Raw genomic sequence first — 19,299 nt, 5'->3', positions numbered from 1 at the left:
GCAATAACTCACGCTACACAGGGAAACTGTTAACACAGTTTTATCAGGGTGTTTTTATGCTGTGTATTTTTGCGATCATGTCAGCGCTAAATGCGAAGAGGTTTAAGAGTTTGTTGCTATTCATCGCATACGTAACCAGACCTTACGGGCGCAAAGAGCTTGAAAATAGAGACAGAGACCACAGATGAGAATAGGTTCTTGTTATATGAACGCAAAAGATAATAGTTTGCATTGCGATTAGTGCTTGGGTATAAAGGTGTCAGAATGACTACACCAACAATAAACCATCATGTCTGAGCAATTTTTCCCGCAACTATTTCAAACTTCGAGTGAGATTACGCCTTACCTTCACGGTGATATTGGCGAAATAGGGCAAGAAGTTATTCATATCGAAAATGATATCAATCCGATCATTCAAGGCCTTTACCAACAGTTGTCTGAGGCTCATCCGGAAGCGGGAAAAGCGTATTGGTTGACGAGAACGTGGGATTTGTTGTGTTGGCAGCCTGTTTATGTTGCGTTCATTTCTATTTACGGTTTCCACACGTTGCCAAACATTCGTGAGATGGCGCAGCACCTCAAGCCTTGTTTTGTGTCTGGATATCGATTCGCTGACGAAACACATATACATGGTAAGCCAGAAGAATTAATAAAAGAGGCCGGACGTCAAATTCGAGAGTTGTTCGATTTCTACCAACAAGAAATGAGTCAATGGACGCGCATTCGCCCAGGTTTCACTCATCAATTGATGTCGGATGGGATCATGGCTTGTTTGATTCGTCTTCAACAGCGTTTTCCGCAAATGACCAACACGACATTGCGTGAGCATGCCATCTTGTGGTTACAGGCATTGGGTTTAGATGCCAACAATAGTCATTCACTTTATGAGACGTCACTGGATCAGCCGCTAAAATTGGTCAGAAAAAGCTGTTGTTTAGTCTATAAGTGTGAAGGCAGAAAGCTTTGTGAAGATTGTCCTCGTTTAGAAAAAAATCGACAGCTTATGAGCAAGCATAATTCTAATTAACATTTGGTTAACTTATGTAACAGTGCTCGATTTGAGAGTGAGAATAAGTATCATTGCATGCTCTTGTTGACAACAAAAAGATAAATACAATGATAAAAAGGACGTTTTCTCTTAATCTCATCGTACTTGCGATGAGCAGTGGATACGCAGTTAGCTCAATAGCTGCGGAAGAACTTCAACAAACATCAACACCAAGTGATGAACAAATGGTGGTCGTGGGCAGTGTGATGCCGAAATCGATCTCTGATATTCCAGGAACGGTTTGGTTTGTAGGGCAAGAGGAAATTGCCCAGCAATATCGCGCGGGCAAGACACTTGGTGACATTCTTTCTGCGACCATTCCTTCGTTAGATGTTGGTACGGGTGGCCGAACTAACTACGGCCAGAACCTGCGTGGCAGAGCGATGTTGGTGATGATTGATGGTGTCTCACTGCAGTCTTCTCGCCCGATTAGTCGTCAGCTTGATGCGATTGACCCATTCAACATTGAGCGAATTGAAGTACTATCTGGTGCAACCTCCATTTATGGTGCTGGCGCTACAGGTGGTGTTATTAACATTATCACCAAGAAAGCTTACTCGGATGACTTATCGTTTGAATCGTATGTCAGTGGCACTACAGGTTTTAACAGCAGCGATGACTTTGATTACAAACTAGCTCAGTCTATCTCCGGTGGTAACGATCGAATTGCCGCTAGGGGTTCGGTTGTGTACACCGAGACACAAGGTGCATTTGATGCAAATGGCGACATTGTTACGCCAGATATCTCCCAAGGCTCTTTGCAGTATAATTCAACGCTCGATGTGATGGGATCGACAGAGATTCAAATCTCCGATGCCAGCAAGTTAAACCTTCTCGCACAATACTATGACAGCCAGCAAGATTCGCCATACGGCTTGTACATTGTTAACAATAAATTTGTTGATGTACGAGAGGGATTCGATTCCGATCGTGAACACGGTACAGAGCGAGTTCTCTTAAGCGCGAACTACGCTCACGACAGCGTATTCGGTCATCAACTGATTGGCGAGTTGTCTTACCGAAGTGAAGACCAAACGTTTACTCCTTATTACCAAGGTGCTTCTCAGCAAAAGACAGAGGTTTTTGCTGGACGTTTGGCACTGGCAAAAAACTGGGAATCATTCAACCTTGTTTATGGTGTTGATGCGTATTTAGACCGTTTTGAGAGCAATCAAGCTCTATTCGATCCAAGCATTGCAAACAACTCTGGAAACTTGATTAATAAAACGTACGCCGAAGTTGGTCGTTACCCAGGTGTAGATGTAACGTCTTACGCAATGTTTGTTCAAGGTGACTATCAAATTAATCAAGATTGGTCCGTTCAAGCAGGCTACCGCTATCAATACATGGACAACAAGATTGATGACTTTGTTGCCTATAGCGTACAAAAGAAGATTGCCTCGGGTAAGGGGGTGTCAGCGGATGCGGTACCAGGTGGCAGCACCGACTACTCTGTAAGTCTGTTTAATTTGGGCACCATTTATCAGCTTAATGATGAATCTCAACTTTGGGCAAACTTCTCCCAAGGTTTCGAACTTGCTGACCCTGCGAAGTACTATGGTCAAGGCAGCTATGATGCTGTGGATGCAAACGGTCATTATGCGTTGAACAACAGCATTAATGTGTCTGACTCAAAAATGTCAGGTATTAAAACGGACAGCTATGAGATCGGTTACCGTCTTGATACCAACTCTCTTGCGCTTCAGGCGGCAGGCTATTACTCGCTTTCCGACAACTCCATCAAGTATGATAGAAAAACGTTGTTGATTACGAATGTTGACGACGAGCAGCGTGTTTACGGTGCAGAAGCAAACATCAATTACTGGGTGACCCGCGATATCCTGTTAGGGGCATCAGGACACTACGTAGTTTCTGAGCTGAAAACCGATGGTAAATGGGAAGATTTGAGCGCAGGTAAAGCCAGTACGTCTAAGGCTAATGCATGGGCTGCATACTACCAAGATTCGTACTCGATTCGTCTACAAAGTCAGACGATGTTTGATTACGAAGATGACGCCAACAATAAGTTGGAGGGCTACACCACGTTTGATCTTCTGGGTAATGTAACACTACCTGTTGGGCAGTTAGGCTTTGGTATTCAAAATCTATTTGACGAAGACTACACAACCGCTTGGGGTCAACGTGCGCAGATTCTTTATGCGGCACACTACGATGCAGCAGCTTACGACTACAAAGGAAGAGGTCGCACATTCACACTGAACTACAGTGTTGAATATTAAAGTCAATTCTCTCCGTACAATAAACAAAAAAGCCGCATAAAGCGGCTTTTCTTTTAGGCTTGATCTGTCGGCACTGTGTCTACAACATTTTCCGTGCTTTCCGAGGCTTGGTTTTGCTCTTCAGCTTCCATTTTTGCACGTTCAGCTTTGGAGATATAACGCGGCTTATTGCTCTTATGTAGCTTAGCGTTGTGCTTCTTCTGCTTCGCTTTTAAGATCTGATTGATTTTCTTCTTGCGGTTCATGGTGGTGGTCCTTTAATTTAGCGGGGCAGGATAGTTATTTTTTTATCAAGTTACAACTAAATAAGCCCTTACGTCGGTCGCAAGATTCAAGTACGTTTCTATGTCCAATCATCTCTCGCGTTTTAATGGAGTCCAAATGAAAACACTGATCACTGAACGTTTGATACTACGTCTTGTGAGTGTAGATGATGCACCATTCATATTAGAACTTTATAACCAACCAGACTTTTACCGTTTTGTCGGAGATAAACAAATTCGTACTGAATATGAAGCGGCGCGTTATATAAAAGAAAACATGCTACGCATGCAAAAAGTTAAAGGCGTGAGTTTACTCGTAGTAGAGAAAAAGGACGATGGACAGCCGATCGGTATTTGTGGGCTAGTTAAACGTGACACATTGCAACACTACGATCTTGGGTATGGATTTTTACCTTCTGCTTATGGTTGCGGCTACGGAGTCGAGTCGGCAACCGCGGTGCTGGAATATGCTCGAGGGGAAATGAAACTCGATAAGTTGGCTGCTATCACCAACAATGACAATATTCGTAGTATAAGTTTGCTCAAAAAACTGGGCTTTGAGTTTGAACGAGTTGAGCAGCAATACGATAATGGTCGAATGTTAGAACTTTACACAATGACGTTGTGATTTTTGGAAGCTCATGAGCGATATTTTACTTGGCAAGCTCGCCACTGAATTTAAGACGGTAAAAGCCATGGTAGAGGTTTACTGTCACGATCACCATGGAAAAAAAAGTGACTTGTGCTCAGAATGTCGTGAGCTGCTTGAATACGCAGAAGTTCGTCTTGACCGCTGTCCTTATGGAGAGAATAAACCTACGTGTAACAAGTGTCCGATTCACTGTTATAAACCGGATCCGAAAGAGCAAATGCGTTTGGTGATGCGTTACTCTGGCCCCAGAATGCTACTGAAACATCCCATCTTGGCGGTTCGTCATTTACTTCATGAAAAGCGCGCGGTACCGGAAAAACCTGCAGCGAACGCGTCAAACCGTCACAAACGTTTATCTAAACAAAAAAGCGAAGAATAAAAAACGAGGGCGACATGCCCTCGTTTTCGTTGAGTAGAAGTTGCGTGGTTAGAGGCCAGCGGCCATACGCTGCTTAGTTTTACTCGCTGCAAGTAGCATGTATACGCCAGTCGCAACCAAAGCGGCAAACAAGTAGCCTAGTAAGCCATGTTCTTGGCCCATAAATTTATCAGCCACAACCGGGCCAGCAACAGAGCCAATGCTGTAGCTGAACAGCATGACTTGTGTGGCAGAGACAATAAAGCGCTCATCAAGTCCTTCACAACCTAAGTTGATCGCAATTGGGTACAAGGCAAAAGTAGCTGCACCTAAAAAGAATAAAGCAGTAGCTAATACCACGGCTGACGATGAAATAAAGGTCAAACCGATCGAAAAAATACCCAAAATACAGAAGAACGCCATTAGCACTGTGCGGCTCATGTATTTGTTCAATGTGGTCACCATTGGTTGAACCAACATGCCACCTAGGATCACTAGTGCCATCAATGTACCAATGTCTTGATGGTTGATTTTACGGTTAGTTAGCTCAACAGGCATTAATCCGTATATCGCGCCTAAGGTCAAACCTGATACAACACAACCAATAATTGCAGCATGGTTTAGCTTGGCAATTTGCTTAAATGACAAAGCGGTTGATTCATGGCTGTTTGGTTGTTCACACTCAATAAACATTAGCACCAACATCGCCATTAGGATCAACGTCGTGATCGCGATAAAAGGAACGCCGCCACTTACGCCAAGCACGCCAATACCAAACTGGCCTAATGCTGAACCGCCATAAAGCGATAGCATGTACAAGCTCAAACGTTTTGCACGTGATGCTTCGTCGCCAGACATTAGCCAAGATTCAACAATGACAAAAACGCCCGCAACGGCAATACCTGCGATAAAACGAGCTGCAAGCCACACTAACCCATTAGCAAAAACGGGTAGAGTGACAATCGTTAGCGAGAATGCCGCTAAGCAGCCAATAAACGCTTTGCGGTGACCAACTTGACGCACGACACGTTCAATAAACATCGCGCCAACCAATAAGCCGCCATAAAAAACACTCGCCAACCAACTCGCATAATCTGCTGAGATGTTGTATTCACCGAGCATGAGAGGGATCAAGCTCATTAAATAGCCCGAAGCCACCGCATAAAGAGACAGTGCGACGACTGGAACTGTAACTCGTGGTGATGCTGCAGGAACGACTGTGTTTTCCACTGTTTTGCGCCTATAAGTTAAATGAAATCTATGGGTTATTCGGCGCGAATATGAGGCTAATAGTTAGGCAAGTAAAATGATTAATTTAAGTCGTTTCGACAAATAATATTTGTTAAATAGATAGGTCGATAAGTTGCATAAAAACGCCAACCTACCAGTGAGGTTGGCGTGGAGAATTACTTATTAAGTGCTTGATTTAACCATTGATCAAACTGACTTTTCGGTAGCGCACCATTGATCATATCAACGCGTTGACCGTTCTTGAAAACCATGATGGTAGGAATGCTTCGAATGCCAAATTGTGCAGCGAGCGCTTGTTGTGCTTCTGTATCAATCTTTACAAAACGAGCCGTTCCTGCTTGTTCATGAGCGACATCCGAGAAAACAGGGGCAAAACCGACGCACGGATTACACCAAGGGGCCCAAAAGTCGACGACAACAGGCGTATCACTTTGTAATAGAGCAGAGAAGTTATCTTGCGTTCCTTCGATAGGCGCGCCATCAAAAAGTGCACTTTTACATTTACCGCAAGTTGCAGACTCTGCAACACGCTCATTGGGGACACGATTCAGACCGCCGCATGAAGGGCAGCGAGTTTTAAACGATGACATGACTTCTTCCTTTATTACGTATTGATGAAAACATGACTTACCAGTCAGCCTCATTATTTGTATACTTATTTTTTAACCTGCCGAAATAACGCAGAGCAGGTTTGTATTTGAGCCTAAGGTTCTAAGAAATTTTATTAAAATACAACAATAAATAGGTCTGCGATGACAAATTACTACGCTGAAATTACAGGTTGGGGGAAATGTGTTCCTCCTGCCGTGCTCTCTAACGATGATCTTAGCACTTTCCTTGATACTTCAGATGAGTGGATTCGTACCCGCACCGGTATCGAAAACCGCCGTATTAGCCATGTAAATACTTCAGACATGGCAACCGTTGCTGCCAAACACGCATTGGCGCGCGCGGGCGTTGACGCAAGCGACGTTGATTTAATCATTGTGGCGACTTGTTCTCCGGATTCACTTATTCCAAACATCGCATCTAAAATACAGCAGAACTTGGGCATTCGTTCTGCGGCGGCCTTTGATTTAAATGCCGCATGTACGGGATTTGTCTACGGCCTTGAAACGGGCACACGTTTGATTCAATCAGGTAACTATCGCAACGCGATCATTATTGGCGCGGAAAGATTGTCTTTCTACATCGATTGGGCCATGCGAGATACCGCTGTTCTATTTGGTGATGGCGCGGGCGCCGTTGTGTTATCAAGAACAGAAAAAGAAACGGGTCTATTGCAATCTCAAATTGGTTGTGACGCTAAAGGTCGCGATATTCTATCCGTGCCAAAGTTTGGTACTTGTATGGATCGCTTTGCGGAAGACAACGGTTACTGGGATTTCAACTTTGTAGGACAAGAAATTTTCAAACGTGCGGTAAAAGGTATGGGGCTAGCTGCGAAAACCGTACTGAAAGCATCACAGTTAACGACGGAACAAATCGATGTTGTGATTCCGCATCAAGCGAATATTCGTATTATTCAAACCTTGTGCGACCTGTCTGGAATTCCACACGACAAAGCGTTTGTTAACATTCAAAACTATGGCAATACTTCAGCTGCGACGGTGCCAATTGCATTGTGTGAAGCGGTAGAGCAAGGTCGAGTTAACCCAGGTGATAACATGCTTCTTGCTGCGTTTGGTGCAGGTTTGACATGGGGTGCGGCAGTATTGAAATGGGGTGACCGCGTAACGCCAATTGGTGAAAGTGATGCGGTTCTGCCTGAATGTGAGCAATCCGCGCTAGAATTACTTGAGCGTGCCATTAAGCTGTGTAACGAGCGCCGTCGCGACGAAGCGTAACGGACACTCAGCGGAAATGATATTGAAAAGGGAGCGTAAATGCTCCCTTTTTCATGACAAGTTAATTAAGAGCTCATTAAAGCAGCTTAAGCCATAAAGCCAAGGTTTGAATTAGCGAAGTTGCGGATATTCGGGAACACGTATTCCAGTGCCGCGTTATCACTCACGCCCATCCATTGCGCGAGGGTTGAACCAACTTGATCAGCGGCAATTTTGGGTATGAGTCGACCTTGAGAATAGTCATCGTTTCCGCCCAATACTAGTTCAGGCCATGTGCCGATAGGTCGCTGACCATTCACCGCGCTCCCAATCAATAGTTGATGACCACCCCAACCGTGATCGGTGCCGTTACCGTTGCTTGTCATCCGTCGACCAAAGTCAGACATTGTAAAAGAGGTGACTTGTTTGTTTAGCCCCAACCGCGTAATCGCACGATACATTGCTAAGAGGTTAGTCGCTAGATCTTCGAGTAGTACGGGGTGTCGAACTAATTGAGAATCGTGTAGGTCGTAGCCAGAGTGTTTAACGAAGAAGACTTGTCGTTGTTGCTTTAACACATCTTGGCTTGCGATCAGTTTATAGACGGTTTGCATCTGCTTGCCGAGTGTTGATGAGGTGAACAGCGGCGCGTCATCAATATGATTGAGTTGCTCGCTTAGCACACGGCTCATCATCATCGACTCATCAACCATCAAATTAAAGTGACCACTAAACGGATTCTCTGTTTGATGAGAAAGAAGTTGGTCATAGATCCCCTTGTATAGCGGGTTATCAATCGCGGTAAGCTGAACCGCACGGTCTTTTTTCAGCACGGTTTGGCGGTGTTCCATCGCGCGTAACCAAAGCGAGTTCCCGTGCACACTGTATAGTGGGGTTATTTCTGATTCAGAAGTTAATACGTCCAACATTCTTCCTGCCCAACCCAAGTTGCTAGATTCTTGCATACCACCAAGTAACCAAGCGTCAGTTTGTGAATTGTGGGAAAACAGTTGCTCGGGAAGTGACGCTTCACCTAGCTCAATCGCTTGTTTTGTAACGGGATGGTTGAGAATGCCGCTATTGAGCACGATATTGGCATCGCCTTGTTCGAAAATTGAAGACAGCGCCTTTAGTTTGGGGTGTAAGCCAAGTTCTACCAGATTATCCGAGCTATCGGCGGTACGCAAATTGATAGGGAGTATGTCGTCTTTGGCGACAGAAAGAGCACCTCTGACTTTGGCATATTGGTTATAGTGCGCGTCAGACAACGGCAGTACAGTGTTGAACGCATCGTTTCCACCTGCTAAATAAACACATATCAATGCTCGAAAGTCATTGGATGGCGCCGCGAGAGAATAACCCGGTAGACCAAGCGAAGCTAAAGCGCCCATCGATGCAGTGCTTTTTATAAAATGTCGTCGTGAAATATCCATAATCCACTCCTAATCCTGAATATAGAATTCATCGCCGGAAATGGCGGTAAAAATCACCAAGGCGAGCTTTGTTGTTGGCACATAGTCCTCACGATATTCATCTAACACGGTGAGCATGAGTTTTTTTAATTCCGCCGAGGCCGTTCCAGCAAAGAAGCGTGCGTTAACCAGCTCGACTAAGGCATCGTGATCATCCAAAAGAAGATAAAACTCGCCGAGATCGAGAGTGTAGGAATCACCGCCGCCTCTGCGAGTGCTGGTCAACATATAGTTGACCAAATCGGTATAAACAGACCAGTTCAGTAGCTCATACTCCGGAGAGCTAATACCAGACTCCGTAAACTCGTTAGATGGTTGGTAATCAGGAGAGTAAAAATTAAATACGGAAGGAGAACGAAGAGGTCCTTGATTGGCGATATTCATCATCGTAGTAGCGTCTTCGTAACGTGTAGATTTGATTGTAAAACCCGCTGCTCGATGAAAATTAGTTAGGACCAGTATAGGCTCTTTCACTTTTATTGGCGGGGTATCTGTCATGCCTAGAGCCTCAGAATCGAGCAAGATGGCATGAATGACCGCGTTTAAATCTCCTTTTTCTCCTTTGCCATTGTTATTGAATACCGAAGCAACACGTGCGATGTACTCCGGACTTGGATTCGAAGTTACAAAACGTTGGATAAGTAGCTTAGAAACAAACGGCGCCATGTTTGGATGAGACATCAAAATATCGATCACTTTTGAAAGCTCTTCTTGCGCAGTTAAACCAGCAGGAATTGTGTTACCAAGCAATCGTTTCTCGCCACCATCGTGTCGGTGGCTGATGACTCGCATCGGTTCAACAAACGCTAAATCGGCATTTTTCCACCCAGTTAATGCTCGAGCGAGCTCTTGAATATCCGTTTGGGTATATGTGGGGATAGGCTTACCCGTTTTACGATCAAGCTTTTTACTGCCATCGATATTCAGTTCATACAAGCCTAGGGTGAACAGCTGCATCAACTCTCGAGCGAAGTTCTCATCAGGTAATGCACCCGTCGTGTTGTTCTCTTTTGCGCTACCGAGCATGGACAAATAGCTGCCCATAACAGGATGAATGGAAACGTCATATAATAAATCTCGGTAGTTGCCAAAAGCGTTAGCAATCAATACATCATAGTAGTCGACTAGACCTGTGGGCTTACTGGAAAGAACACCGCCATAGCGAGAGACCACTAAGATCTGGCTTAATGCATACGCCATGCGTTGTCTGAGTTGATCATCAGCAGTAATAACAATTTGATACCAAGCGTTTTCTCGATTGGATTGTGCGCCTTTGGAAAAAGGTGTCCGATAGAGCGGTTGATGATAGGTGGCAGGAAGGTGGATTTGTTGAGATATCCAACTTTCCATCCCGACTTCTTCTACCTCATCAATTAATGTTGATGTTGGCCCAAAAGTGCTCTGATAGAGGAAACGCGCAACGGTTTGATCGGAGGGCGTTAGTTCCATTTCTGCTGGTACTGAAGGGACGTAACTTAGTAATAAGATAATCAACCCTAGTACCCAACAAGAGATTTCATTTTGTTTCTGACGTCTCATAGTTAACTCGCTTACCCGAGGGAACGACTTAAATCCATTTAACGGGAGTGATTAAGCTCATTTGAGCTAAATAATAAATTTAGAAAAATCAAGCAGCTGCAGGAACGAGTATAGTCTCTATAAGTGACTAACAAAAAACTCAATCTATGAATTTGGTACTTTAGTGCTAGATGTTTTTGATATTTATTTAGGTAACGTACTGATATTTAATATCGCGTGAGAATAGGGTCAAACAGTGATATAGCGAGGAATGTGTGGTGATACTGCAATAATGCGGTCAACGTGAGAGTGATGCAATTATTAAGTCTGCAATATAACTTATACTAATTTATGAGCTAATAAATAAAGTTGCTTTATTGGCACAAGAGAAAACCGCATGGGTGTTCTCTTGTACAAAGTAAAAGGATTATTTTCTAGCAAGTTTATGGTGAGCCCGGGAGAAGTGATCGGCACAAAATGCGCCCACAATCGAGAGTTCGCCAGCCAGACAAAGCGCGGCCGCGACTTCGGCTAAGGCTTTCGCATTGCCGTTGCCGTGCAACCCCAAAATATCCAAACATGCCTTTTGCGTTGGAAGGCCAGTGCCCCCGCCAACCGTGCCAACCATGATGTTTGGCAAGGTCACGCACGCGTACAAGTTGCCTTGAGCGTCCACATTCATACGAGTGATACCAATGGCAGACTCTGCAACGCAAGCGGCATCTTGACCACAAGCAATGTACAGCGCGGCAAGGGCATTCGCGTAATGCGCGTTGACGCCAATTGTCCCGCTGAGTAAACCGCCCACCGTGGTCATTTTGCCAAATTGAACCATAGACTCCGGCGTTGTATGTAGATATTTTTCCACCAACTCTGCTGGAATGGTCACTTCGGCGGATACTTTCTTACCGCGTACCGAGCGCAGCGTGTGCGCGTTTGGTTTTTTGTCGCCTGATAAGTTGCCATCCAAGAATGCTTGAGTTGGTTTGATTGGGCTGGTTGCCAAAATATGATGGAACACTTCGTTTGTTGCGATGGTCACCATGTTTTGTCCGGAAGCGTCACCGGTCACGTATTCAAAGACCAAATAAACGTGGTTTCCTTCGATATTTACATTGATATCTTTGAGTTTGCCATGTGAGGTGGTGGATTCCGCAATTTGACGAAATACTTCAAACTGGGTAACAACCCAACTGACGAACTGGCCAGCGCTTGCAAGGTTATTAAAGGCGAACACTGGTGTTCGGCTCACCCCTTCACTCAGTAACAATGCGCTTGCGCCACCAGAGGCGGTAATAAGATTTGCGCCACGGTTGTAGGAAGCGACTAACGCGGCTTCTGTCGTTGCGAGCGGAACCAAAAAGTCATCGTTCGCATACAAACCGTTGACGCGTAAAGGACCTGCGATGCCGACCGGCACATTGACAGTACCAATGAAGTGCTCGATGTTGTTGGAGTAAGCGTCGCAATGTGACTGTGTGAAAGGATCAAGAAGATGATCTTTATTAGTCACGTGTTCCAATACTTGCCAACGGCGCGCCAAATGCTTATCCGATAGGCCAGGGCTTAAGCAGAGACGTTTCTCTGGCTTGTGAAACTTCGGTTCTAATGCCGATTGAATCTTACTGCTGGTTTCGATATCGGAAAGGGCGGAGCTTTGAACAGGGTTATCTTGGTTTAACTTCGGCATACAAACGTTAACTGAAAAATCGAACCAGAGATTGTAGTGATTGAGGCTTTGATTACAACGTTGATTATACGTTTTGCAACAAATACCACTGTGTGAGCGCCTTTGTTATCCAAGTAATTTGATATTGGAGCGGCGAATTTACCGGAAATAAATGGGTTTTGACAATGAGTGCTGTAGTGAAAAGAAGAATCGGGGGTAGAGAACTTAGATGGCTTAGGCCGCTGCGGATTTGAGTCGAAAAAGTGTAAGCATGAGTACCTTAAAAGCGGACTGGCTCAATCTATGAAAGGAATCAACTGTCTAACCCAGTCCCTTGGGTCAGACGCTAGTTTGAATCAGTTGTTAACAAACTAGTTGAATGCGCGAGCCACGCGTCCCGCACTTTGAATGCGATAATGGCCAACGTAAGCAGGAACAAATACAGATTGTCCTTTCGCGGCGGTTAACGTTTCACCGTTCTCACTGATGAGTGTCAGATCGGCATCAATCGCCATCAAAATCTCTGCGCTGTTTGCCTCAACCACGTCGTGATTCGGTTGGTTAAGAATGCTGAAACTAAAGTCTGCCACTGGAACGGGGTAAAGGCTCTGGCAACCATTGGCATTGGGTTCTAGAACAAGGCTGTCAAAAGGCTTAGGCACAAAGTCTGTGCATTTAACCAGTTCTTCAACATCCATATGTTTCGGCGTGAGTCCTGCACGCAAAACGTTATCTGAGTTCGCCATGATCTCTAATCCCGTTCCTTTAATGTAAGCGTGTGGCGTTCTTGCGCTTAGGAACATCGCTTCGCCAGGTTGCAGCGTGATGACATTCAACAGTAGTGGCGCAAACAAGCCGACATCGCCGGGGTATTGAGTGGATAGTTCCAAGATGAGCTGGAAAGCGTCGCTGTCAGTGCCTTGCTCCGAGTCAGTGCTTTGTTCCGATTGATGTGAAGCGTGGGCAAGAAGCTGTTTCAGTGCTCGCTCTTTTGTTTCTCCTTCCATGGTCAGAATGTGCACAAAGAAATCGCGTAAACCTTGTGAGTTGGCTTCGTGTTTGAATGCATCTAGTGGCGCGCGTAGCTCATCGATATCGCAAAGGCTAAATGCCTCAATAATCTCGGAATACGAGCGAAAACCGTTCATGGCTTGGTAACTTGTCAACGCGTACACCAACTCAGGTTTGTGGTTAGGATCCTTGTAGTTACGATGGCTCGCGTTTAGTGGAATGCCAGCACTTTGCTCTTTTTCGAAACCTATTTCGGCATCTTGTTTGCTTGGGTGAACTTGAATCGACAGTGCGTGTTCGGCCGCTAAGATCTTAAACAGAAAGGGCAGGTCGCCAAATTTCGCTGCGGTTTCTGCTGATAAGTAAGCGGGTTGGTTTTGTTTAATCAGTTCAGACAAAGGCAGCGTGTTTTGCTCAACCTGAACTTCAGAGCAGCCGTTTGGGTGAGTACCCATCCATACTTCTGCTTGAGGTTCATTTGTTTCGTTAGAAAAGCCAAACAAATCGTGAATAGACGAGGTGCTTCCCCAAGCGTAGTTTTGGATTTTGTTGTTCATTTGAAAGAAGCTATGCGATGAAATAGTGTTCAAATTCATGAATTTTTCCCATAGTTAACCCTCCGAACTGAATCGGAAGAAAAATTGAGCAGAGATACGTTAAATAAGGATGGCGAGTGCGGTTAGGTCACTCGCCAATTTGCCCGAAGGGCGATAAGTCGATTTACAACCGAGGTTTTGGTTCGAGTGGTTTTCGTGATGGTTGCGCTTGCAAAAATGGCAGCAATAAAAGGCCAATGACGGCTGCACAAACTGAAATGGTGATGAAGAAACCCGTCCAATGATATTCTTCAAGAATTAGTGCCAGTGGATAGCCAGACAATGCTGCGCCCATGTAGGCGAACAAGCCTACGAATCCTGTTGCCGCGCCGGCAGAATCTTTGTGAGAGCACTCCGCCGCCGCCATACCGATCAGCATTTGTGGTCCAAAGACAAAGAAGCCGATGGAGAACAATCCCGCCGCTTGGAATGCAAAGTTGGTCAGGGGCATAAGCCAAAGCGCAGAGACAGATAAGAAAATCCCAATCGCGAACAGCAAGTTCATTGGCCCACGGTTACCGCCAAAGAGTTTGTCTGAGCCCCAACCCGCAACCAATGAACCAACAAAACCGCCGATTTCAAACATAGAAAGGGCAGCATTGGCGTTAATCAGGCTATAGTGATGCTGCTCGGTTAAGTACAGGTTTCCCCAGTCATTGATTGCGGTTCGGACGATATAAACCAACACATAACTGAACGCGAGCAGCCAGATGTATTTGTTGTTAAATACGTACGATTTCAGAATTTCGCGGTAGGTGAGGCCACGTCCGTAATTTTCTTGCGCAAGTTCTAGCGCGTCGTTGCGCCATTGGCCGACACTTGGTAAACCCATTGTTGTTGGTTTGTCGCGCAATCGCCAACAAACGAATAGACCGAGTAATACCCCGATGATGCCGGGTAGAATAAAGCCTTCACGCCAGCTGTAGTGCAACGTTAAATAGCCCACCAAAATAGGGATCAGCGCGCCACCAACGTTGTGTGCGGTGTTCCAAATCGCCCATAAGAAGCCACGCTCGGAGCGTGAATACCAAGTGGTTAACAGCTTGGAGCATGAAGGCCAGCCCCAGCCTTGGAACCACGCGTTTAAGATCCACAGAGTAATGAAAGCCGCGAGTGAGCTAGAAAAGCCGAACGCGATGTTGACCAGACCTGTCGCAATCAAGCCTAGCCCCATGAAATAACGAGGGTTAGAGCGATCTGAAATCGTGCCAGAAATAAACTTCGAGCAGCCGTAGGTGATGTAGAAAAGCGTACCGATTAGACCCAAATCGCCCTTATCTAAGCCAAGGTCGGTAATCATCGCTGGTGCGGCGTAGTTAAAGGTCTTACGGGTAAAGTAGAAACCTGCGTAGCCGATGTACATCCCCAACATAATGTGCAAACGCCAATGGCGGTAACGCTGGTCGATTTGCTCGTTGCTCAGACTCGGTTGAGTAAATTTAGGTGAACGTAAAAATCCAAACATCTTGAGTTACACCTTAGGTAAAGTAATGCTGATTTGTGTGCCGATCACTTGATCGCTGGTGGAGTAGATAACCATTTTTCCACCTAACGCGTGCACACGCTCTTGCATGCCGCGAACGCCCATGCCTTTCATGCTGTCCTGAACTTTGAAGCCGACACCATCATCGTGAATCATCAGTGACACCGCAGCTTCTCCGATCGTCAGCTCAATATTGATCAACTGCGCTTCTGCGTACTTGGCTGCGTTATTTAATGACTCTTGGCATAAACGGAATAGGGTTACTTTGAGCGTATCACTCAAGCTGGTGTAATCGCCTTGCCAGTTCAGTTGAACAGTCGTTCCGTGATTGGCGAATTCCATCTCTCGCGTCAGTTGCTCGACGGATTCTTTTAAGTCCAAATCATCCAGCATTTTTGGTCTTAGTTTGCTCAACAGTCGCTTAGTGGTGTCGTACACGTTGAGGGAAAGCCCTTCGATCATGTCGGCGCAACCCACGCTTGTTTCTGCGTTATTTACCCGCTTAATGATGTTGGCTTGTGTGCGGATCGCCGTGATGTTCTGGCCGATTTCGTCATGTAGCTCGCGCGCAATATCGCGTCTTACCGATTCTTCCGCTTTGATAAGCTGGCGAGACAAATTCTGATTGCGTGCAAGTTCGCCGCGCAGTTTGTGATTGAGGTCTTTTTGTTTCTGAACCCCTAAACCGAGCATAATGCCGGTGATGGTTTGCGCCGAGAGAGATAATAACAAATCGGTGATTTCTAGATTCGATACGCCGCTACGAGCCGCAATCAGCGCAATGCTGTTGAGCATGGTGGCGAGTAGGGCACCTTGCCAGCCGTAACGCAGAGCAAGCACGATGATTGGAATCGCCATACAAAATGGCGCAAATCGTTTTAGCTCTTCAGGCAAACTGGTTTGCACCAAAATACTGCCGATCAAAAGCAGCGCATAAAGCACGATATGACGCACCTGAAATACAACGGCATTACTAAGTAGGAGAGAGCTAAGCGGAGACCAACGACTTTGGAACAAATAACTCCATAACAAGTAGCACATAGGCACCACGAGCAAGCCTCCAGAAATGCTAGCCAACCACACCATGTAAACCGAAGGAACGTGAAAACCAACGGCCATCACATTAATAAACGCGCTAATGATAATGACAACGCTCATCACGGCTAAATGGCGGTTTTGGTCTCCGTAGTAATATTTTTTCGCAATCAGAGTGACCGGGATACTGGCAATGCTCGCAATCAGCACGGTAAGCCACTGCGGTTGACCCAGTAACATCGCAAGTGCGATGGAAAGCCCCCACTCTGAAAGATAAATCGTTGGCCAATAAGCGGTGCGAGTGTGTAGGGCGACACCTAATCGTAAAGCGAAAGGAAACAATAAGATCGCCAGCTCTGGATCGTTGACAAAGTAGTAGGCGATCACCCACAAACAGAACCAAGCACAGGCCATAACGAAAAGTCCGCAAATGGTGGTAACAGCATAAGCTCGCATTAAAAGGACTCTTGAGAAAATAGTTTGGCGAGCTCAACGTTGTTTTTCACGCCGAGTTTGTCGATGGCATTTGCACGATGAACATGCACGGTCTTGTGGCTCAAGCCAAGCTCTGTCGCGACAGACTTTACATCCAACCCGGTCGCAAGTAGCTGACATACCTCGTTTTCACGTTTTGTCAGTTGGCATAGAGAGGTGGTGTTGTCGCTAGGCGTTGCAAGTTTAAGTGCAATATCTGATGTGAGGTAACAGCCACCAGAAGCACTGGTTCTCACGGCTTGAATAAGTTCGTCTGGGCTACAGCGTTTACTAAGATAGCCCTTTGCACCTAGCTTTAGTGATTTTTCCACCATCGCAGGGGAGTCATGTACGCTAAGCATCACGCAGGCAATGCCAGTTGGTATTTCGCTGAGAAAGTTTAAGCCGCTTTCATCTGGCATGGAAATATCTAGGATGACGACGTGTGGGTGTACCGCAGGCAAGCCTGTGCGTGCTTCTGCGACAGAGCCGAATTCACCAACAACGGTAATATCACTTTCTAAATTTAATAATTGTGCGAAACCCGAACGCACGATGACGTGATCATCAACTAGAGCAACATGAATCATTATTACAACCAAATAGAGCAGACGACTAACAACAAGAAGCTCCAACAGGAGCCAATAGAAAAATCTTTAATGATACTGAATTGAACCATGCTTTTTAATGATCTTGCGCGCTTTACCGAAGTAAAGCGCGCAGAGAAGTTAGGCTTGGTTTTGTGCAAGTTGAAGCTTCTTCGCGTGTCGAATCTTCTTCTCTTCCGCGATAGCGACGAAAGCAAGCAAAACAATACAAATCATGGCGGAGGTATCTAGGGCTGCGAAGGTACCTTTCCAACCTGTTAAGCCGAAGATAGGTGTACCGTCGGCAATCATACCCAAGCCTAGTTTTGCAAAGCTGTCACCGATTAGGTAAGCGAATGTACCTTTTACGCCGTCAGCCACACTGATTGCTTTTTTAGGGACAAAACCAACCGCGGCAACACCGATAAGAAGCTGCGGACCAAACACCAAGAAGCCCAATACAAATAGAGAGGCTAAGTACATGAACTCGCTAGTGGCGTGTTGGTAGAACTCAAGCGATACGATGATCAAACCAAGAGACACACAAGCAACCAATGCGCGGCGACCGTTTGCTAGGTCAGACAGGTAACCCCACATCAACGTACCCACAAGTGCACCGACTTCGAACAGAGTAAAGCCAGAGATTGCCGTTTCTTTTGACAGACCAAGCTCTTGGTACGCGTATACCGTTGACCATTGGTCGATACCGATGCGAACGATGTAAAGGAAGATGTTGGCAAAGCAAAGTAGCCAGATAACTTTGTTTTTAAGAACGTATTCAACAAAGATTTCTTTTTTGGTCATCTGGTTTTCTTCTGCGGCGGTGTCTTCTTCACTCACTGCTTCATCGAAAAGTTCTTCTACTTTACCTAGACCGTAAGCTTCTGGAGAGTCGCTACCAAAGCGCATACCGATAAAGCCGACGATGATCGCGATGATAGAAGGGAACACGAACATACCGATTACGTGGCCGTCGAATAGGTAGTTAGCACCGAAAAGAGCAACACCCGCTGCGCCAGCACCGCCAACGTTGTGAGACATGTTCCACAAGCCTAGGTAAGAGCCGCGTTTGTTACGAGGTGTCCATTTTGTAATGGTTGAATAACTAGAAGGGCCACCAGTACTTTGGAAGAAACCACTCAGAGCGTAGAAAGCCACCATCAAGAACAGGCTTGCACTACCGCCGCCCATGCTGAAGCTGAAACCAAGCATTGCAAGACCAGAAAGGATCAGCATAAAAGGTAGGAATTGCTTGGTGTTCTTACCGTCAGCGTAGTAAGACACAACGGTTTTACCGATACCGTATGTGATGGAGAAGCCAAGGCCAATAAGACCTAGGTCTGTCATGCTCAAACCGTAAGTTGAGATCATGTCGTTTTGCGCGACATTGAAGTTCTTACGAATCAAGTACATGGTTAGGTAGCCGATGAATACGACCAAGTAAGATTGGATGAACGGTTTAAACCACATCTTTCTTCTAACTTCGACAGGAAGATCGAGGGTCGGCTTCCGCACCTGTTCGAGGAATTTTAACATGATGAACTCTCTTGTAATTGTTTTAGAAACACAACGGAGACCGTTGTGCACTCTTGTTACCTTTGACTGAGCGGAATTCTAGGGAGTGGTTTTGTGAGGCACATGAGATGGTTGCCTAGATCGGCTAGGAAAAATTCCTAGAAATGCCTAGGAAGGTAGAAAAGCGTGAAAAGAGTCACACAAAATCCTTACTAATTTATGGGTTTTTGACAGGGTTCTTACCGGACTGGAAAGCGTTCAAATGCAAGCAGGTTAATATACGCAAGCTTAGAGCTGACAA

Annotated in this window: 16 protein-coding genes; 5 read left to right on the top strand and 11 right to left on the bottom strand. The window is 45.7% G+C overall.

Annotation, left to right across the window (positions count from 1 at the left end; translation table 11 throughout):
* The first annotated feature begins 289 nt into the window (after nt 1-289).
* Nucleotides 290-1,027 carry a siderophore ferric iron reductase gene (locus tag CBX98_RS22435; protein ID WP_047009216.1) on the top strand — a complete coding sequence of 246 codons (738 nt, stop codon included), beginning with the start codon at nt 290-292 and terminating at the stop codon, nt 1,025-1,027.
* An 89-nt stretch (nt 1,028-1,116) separates the two neighbouring features.
* Nucleotides 1,117-3,288: a TonB-dependent receptor gene (locus tag CBX98_RS22430; RefSeq protein WP_109170311.1), complete on the top strand. Its 2,172-nt coding sequence runs from the start codon at nt 1,117-1,119 to the stop codon at nt 3,286-3,288.
* A gap of 53 nt (nt 3,289-3,341) precedes the next feature.
* Here CBX98_RS22430 and CBX98_RS22425 read toward each other — a convergent pair whose 3' ends face one another.
* The gene (locus tag CBX98_RS22425; RefSeq protein ID WP_012842232.1) at nt 3,342-3,533 is read right to left on the bottom strand and encodes a DUF2986 domain-containing protein; all 192 of its coding nucleotides are present in this window, start codon (nt 3,531-3,533) and stop codon (nt 3,342-3,344) included.
* Between the two features lie 136 nt (nt 3,534-3,669).
* Here CBX98_RS22425 and CBX98_RS22420 point away from each other — a divergent pair, with 136 nt between their 5' ends.
* Both CBX98_RS22420 and CBX98_RS22415 read left to right on the top strand, forming a co-directional pair.
* Nucleotides 3,670-4,179, top strand: a complete 510-nt coding sequence (locus CBX98_RS22420; protein WP_109170310.1) for a GNAT family N-acetyltransferase — start codon at nt 3,670-3,672, stop codon at nt 4,177-4,179.
* Between the two features lie 13 nt (nt 4,180-4,192).
* Nucleotides 4,193-4,582, top strand: coding sequence for a nitrous oxide-stimulated promoter family protein (locus CBX98_RS22415; RefSeq protein ID WP_109170309.1), 390 nt, complete (start codon nt 4,193-4,195; stop codon nt 4,580-4,582).
* A 48-nt stretch (nt 4,583-4,630) separates the two neighbouring features.
* On the opposite strand, the gene CBX98_RS22410 is transcribed toward CBX98_RS22415, so the two are convergent.
* Both CBX98_RS22410 and trxC read right to left on the bottom strand, forming a co-directional pair.
* Nucleotides 4,631-5,791, bottom strand: coding sequence for an MFS transporter (locus CBX98_RS22410; RefSeq protein ID WP_109170308.1), 1,161 nt, complete (start codon nt 5,789-5,791; stop codon nt 4,631-4,633).
* Between the two features lie 176 nt (nt 5,792-5,967).
* The gene (trxC, locus tag CBX98_RS22405) at nt 5,968-6,402 is read right to left on the bottom strand and encodes a thioredoxin TrxC (protein WP_005394579.1); all 435 of its coding nucleotides are present in this window, start codon (nt 6,400-6,402) and stop codon (nt 5,968-5,970) included.
* Nucleotides 6,403-6,564: 162 nt separating this feature from the next.
* Here trxC and CBX98_RS22400 point away from each other — a divergent pair, with 162 nt between their 5' ends.
* The gene (locus CBX98_RS22400) at nt 6,565-7,659 is read left to right on the top strand and encodes a ketoacyl-ACP synthase III (protein WP_109170307.1); all 1,095 of its coding nucleotides are present in this window, start codon (nt 6,565-6,567) and stop codon (nt 7,657-7,659) included.
* A gap of 86 nt (nt 7,660-7,745) precedes the next feature.
* On the opposite strand, the gene CBX98_RS22395 is transcribed toward CBX98_RS22400, so the two are convergent.
* The 8 genes from CBX98_RS22395 to uhpT all read right to left on the bottom strand — a co-directional run bounded on the left by CBX98_RS22395 (nt 7,746) and on the right by uhpT (nt 19,019).
* The gene (locus CBX98_RS22395; protein WP_109170306.1) at nt 7,746-9,071 is read right to left on the bottom strand and encodes a DUF1501 domain-containing protein; all 1,326 of its coding nucleotides are present in this window, start codon (nt 9,069-9,071) and stop codon (nt 7,746-7,748) included.
* A 9-nt stretch (nt 9,072-9,080) separates the two neighbouring features.
* A complete protein-coding gene (locus CBX98_RS22390; RefSeq protein WP_109170305.1) occupies nt 9,081-10,649 on the bottom strand; it encodes a DUF1800 domain-containing protein in 1,569 nt (522 codons plus the stop codon).
* 406 nt (nt 10,650-11,055) lie between these two features.
* The gene (locus tag CBX98_RS22385; protein WP_109170304.1) at nt 11,056-12,318 is read right to left on the bottom strand and encodes a hydroxymethylglutaryl-CoA reductase; all 1,263 of its coding nucleotides are present in this window, start codon (nt 12,316-12,318) and stop codon (nt 11,056-11,058) included.
* A 350-nt stretch (nt 12,319-12,668) separates the two neighbouring features.
* Nucleotides 12,669-13,904 (bottom strand): mannose-6-phosphate isomerase, class I, encoded by a 1,236-nt coding sequence (gene manA / locus CBX98_RS22380; protein WP_109170303.1) that lies wholly within the window; start codon nt 13,902-13,904, stop codon nt 12,669-12,671.
* Nucleotides 13,905-14,028: 124 nt separating this feature from the next.
* The gene (locus tag CBX98_RS22375; RefSeq protein WP_005480243.1) at nt 14,029-15,369 is read right to left on the bottom strand and encodes an MFS transporter; all 1,341 of its coding nucleotides are present in this window, start codon (nt 15,367-15,369) and stop codon (nt 14,029-14,031) included.
* Between the two features lie 6 nt (nt 15,370-15,375).
* On the bottom strand, nt 15,376-16,878 hold the full coding sequence (gene uhpB, locus CBX98_RS22370) for a signal transduction histidine-protein kinase/phosphatase UhpB (protein ID WP_109170302.1): 1,503 nt from the start codon (nt 16,876-16,878) through the stop codon (nt 15,376-15,378).
* Nucleotides 16,878-17,486 carry a transcriptional regulator UhpA gene (uhpA, locus tag CBX98_RS22365; RefSeq protein WP_109170301.1) on the bottom strand — a complete coding sequence of 203 codons (609 nt, stop codon included), beginning with the start codon at nt 17,484-17,486 and terminating at the stop codon, nt 16,878-16,880. The genes uhpB and uhpA overlap by 1 nt, the downstream gene beginning before the upstream one ends.
* A gap of 138 nt (nt 17,487-17,624) precedes the next feature.
* Nucleotides 17,625-19,019 (bottom strand): hexose-6-phosphate:phosphate antiporter, encoded by a 1,395-nt coding sequence (gene uhpT / locus CBX98_RS22360; protein ID WP_021707729.1) that lies wholly within the window; start codon nt 19,017-19,019, stop codon nt 17,625-17,627.
* Nucleotides 19,020-19,299 lie beyond the last annotated feature (280 nt).

Origin of the sequence: Vibrio sp. T9, assembly GCF_003123985.1 — a bacterium.
Taxonomy (GTDB): domain Bacteria; phylum Pseudomonadota; class Gammaproteobacteria; order Enterobacterales; family Vibrionaceae; genus Vibrio; species Vibrio diabolicus.
The sequence above is the reverse complement of the archived record's forward strand: the minus strand, read 5'-3'. Positions and strand labels throughout refer to the sequence as shown.

Excerpts from the sequence above, each read along its gene's own strand:
- CBX98_RS22390 (WP_109170305.1), bottom strand. The coding sequence starts at position 10,649 with ATGAGACGTCAGAAACAAAATGAAATCTCTTGTTGGGTACTAGGGTTG.
- CBX98_RS22430 (WP_109170311.1), top strand. The coding sequence starts at position 1,117 with ATGATAAAAAGGACGTTTTCTCTTAATCTCATCGTACTTGCGATGAGC.
- CBX98_RS22425 (WP_012842232.1), bottom strand. The coding sequence starts at position 3,533 with ATGAACCGCAAGAAGAAAATCAATCAGATCTTAAAAGCGAAGCAGAAG.
- CBX98_RS22385 (WP_109170304.1), bottom strand. The coding sequence starts at position 12,318 with ATGCCGAAGTTAAACCAAGATAACCCTGTTCAAAGCTCCGCCCTTTCC.
- CBX98_RS22415 (WP_109170309.1), top strand. The coding sequence starts at position 4,193 with ATGAGCGATATTTTACTTGGCAAGCTCGCCACTGAATTTAAGACGGTA.
- CBX98_RS22400 (WP_109170307.1), top strand. The coding sequence starts at position 6,565 with ATGACAAATTACTACGCTGAAATTACAGGTTGGGGGAAATGTGTTCCT.
- trxC (WP_005394579.1), bottom strand. The coding sequence starts at position 6,402 with ATGTCATCGTTTAAAACTCGCTGCCCTTCATGCGGCGGTCTGAATCGT.
- CBX98_RS22395 (WP_109170306.1), bottom strand. The coding sequence starts at position 9,071 with ATGGATATTTCACGACGACATTTTATAAAAAGCACTGCATCGATGGGC.
- CBX98_RS22375 (WP_005480243.1), bottom strand. The coding sequence starts at position 15,369 with ATGTTTGGATTTTTACGTTCACCTAAATTTACTCAACCGAGTCTGAGC.
- uhpA (WP_109170301.1), bottom strand. The coding sequence starts at position 17,486 with ATGATTCATGTTGCTCTAGTTGATGATCACGTCATCGTGCGTTCGGGT.
- uhpB (WP_109170302.1), bottom strand. The coding sequence starts at position 16,878 with ATGCGAGCTTATGCTGTTACCACCATTTGCGGACTTTTCGTTATGGCC.
- uhpT (WP_021707729.1), bottom strand. The coding sequence starts at position 19,019 with ATGTTAAAATTCCTCGAACAGGTGCGGAAGCCGACCCTCGATCTTCCT.
- CBX98_RS22420 (WP_109170310.1), top strand. The coding sequence starts at position 3,670 with ATGAAAACACTGATCACTGAACGTTTGATACTACGTCTTGTGAGTGTA.
- CBX98_RS22435 (WP_047009216.1), top strand. The coding sequence starts at position 290 with ATGTCTGAGCAATTTTTCCCGCAACTATTTCAAACTTCGAGTGAGATT.
- manA (WP_109170303.1), bottom strand. The coding sequence starts at position 13,904 with ATGAATTTGAACACTATTTCATCGCATAGCTTCTTTCAAATGAACAAC.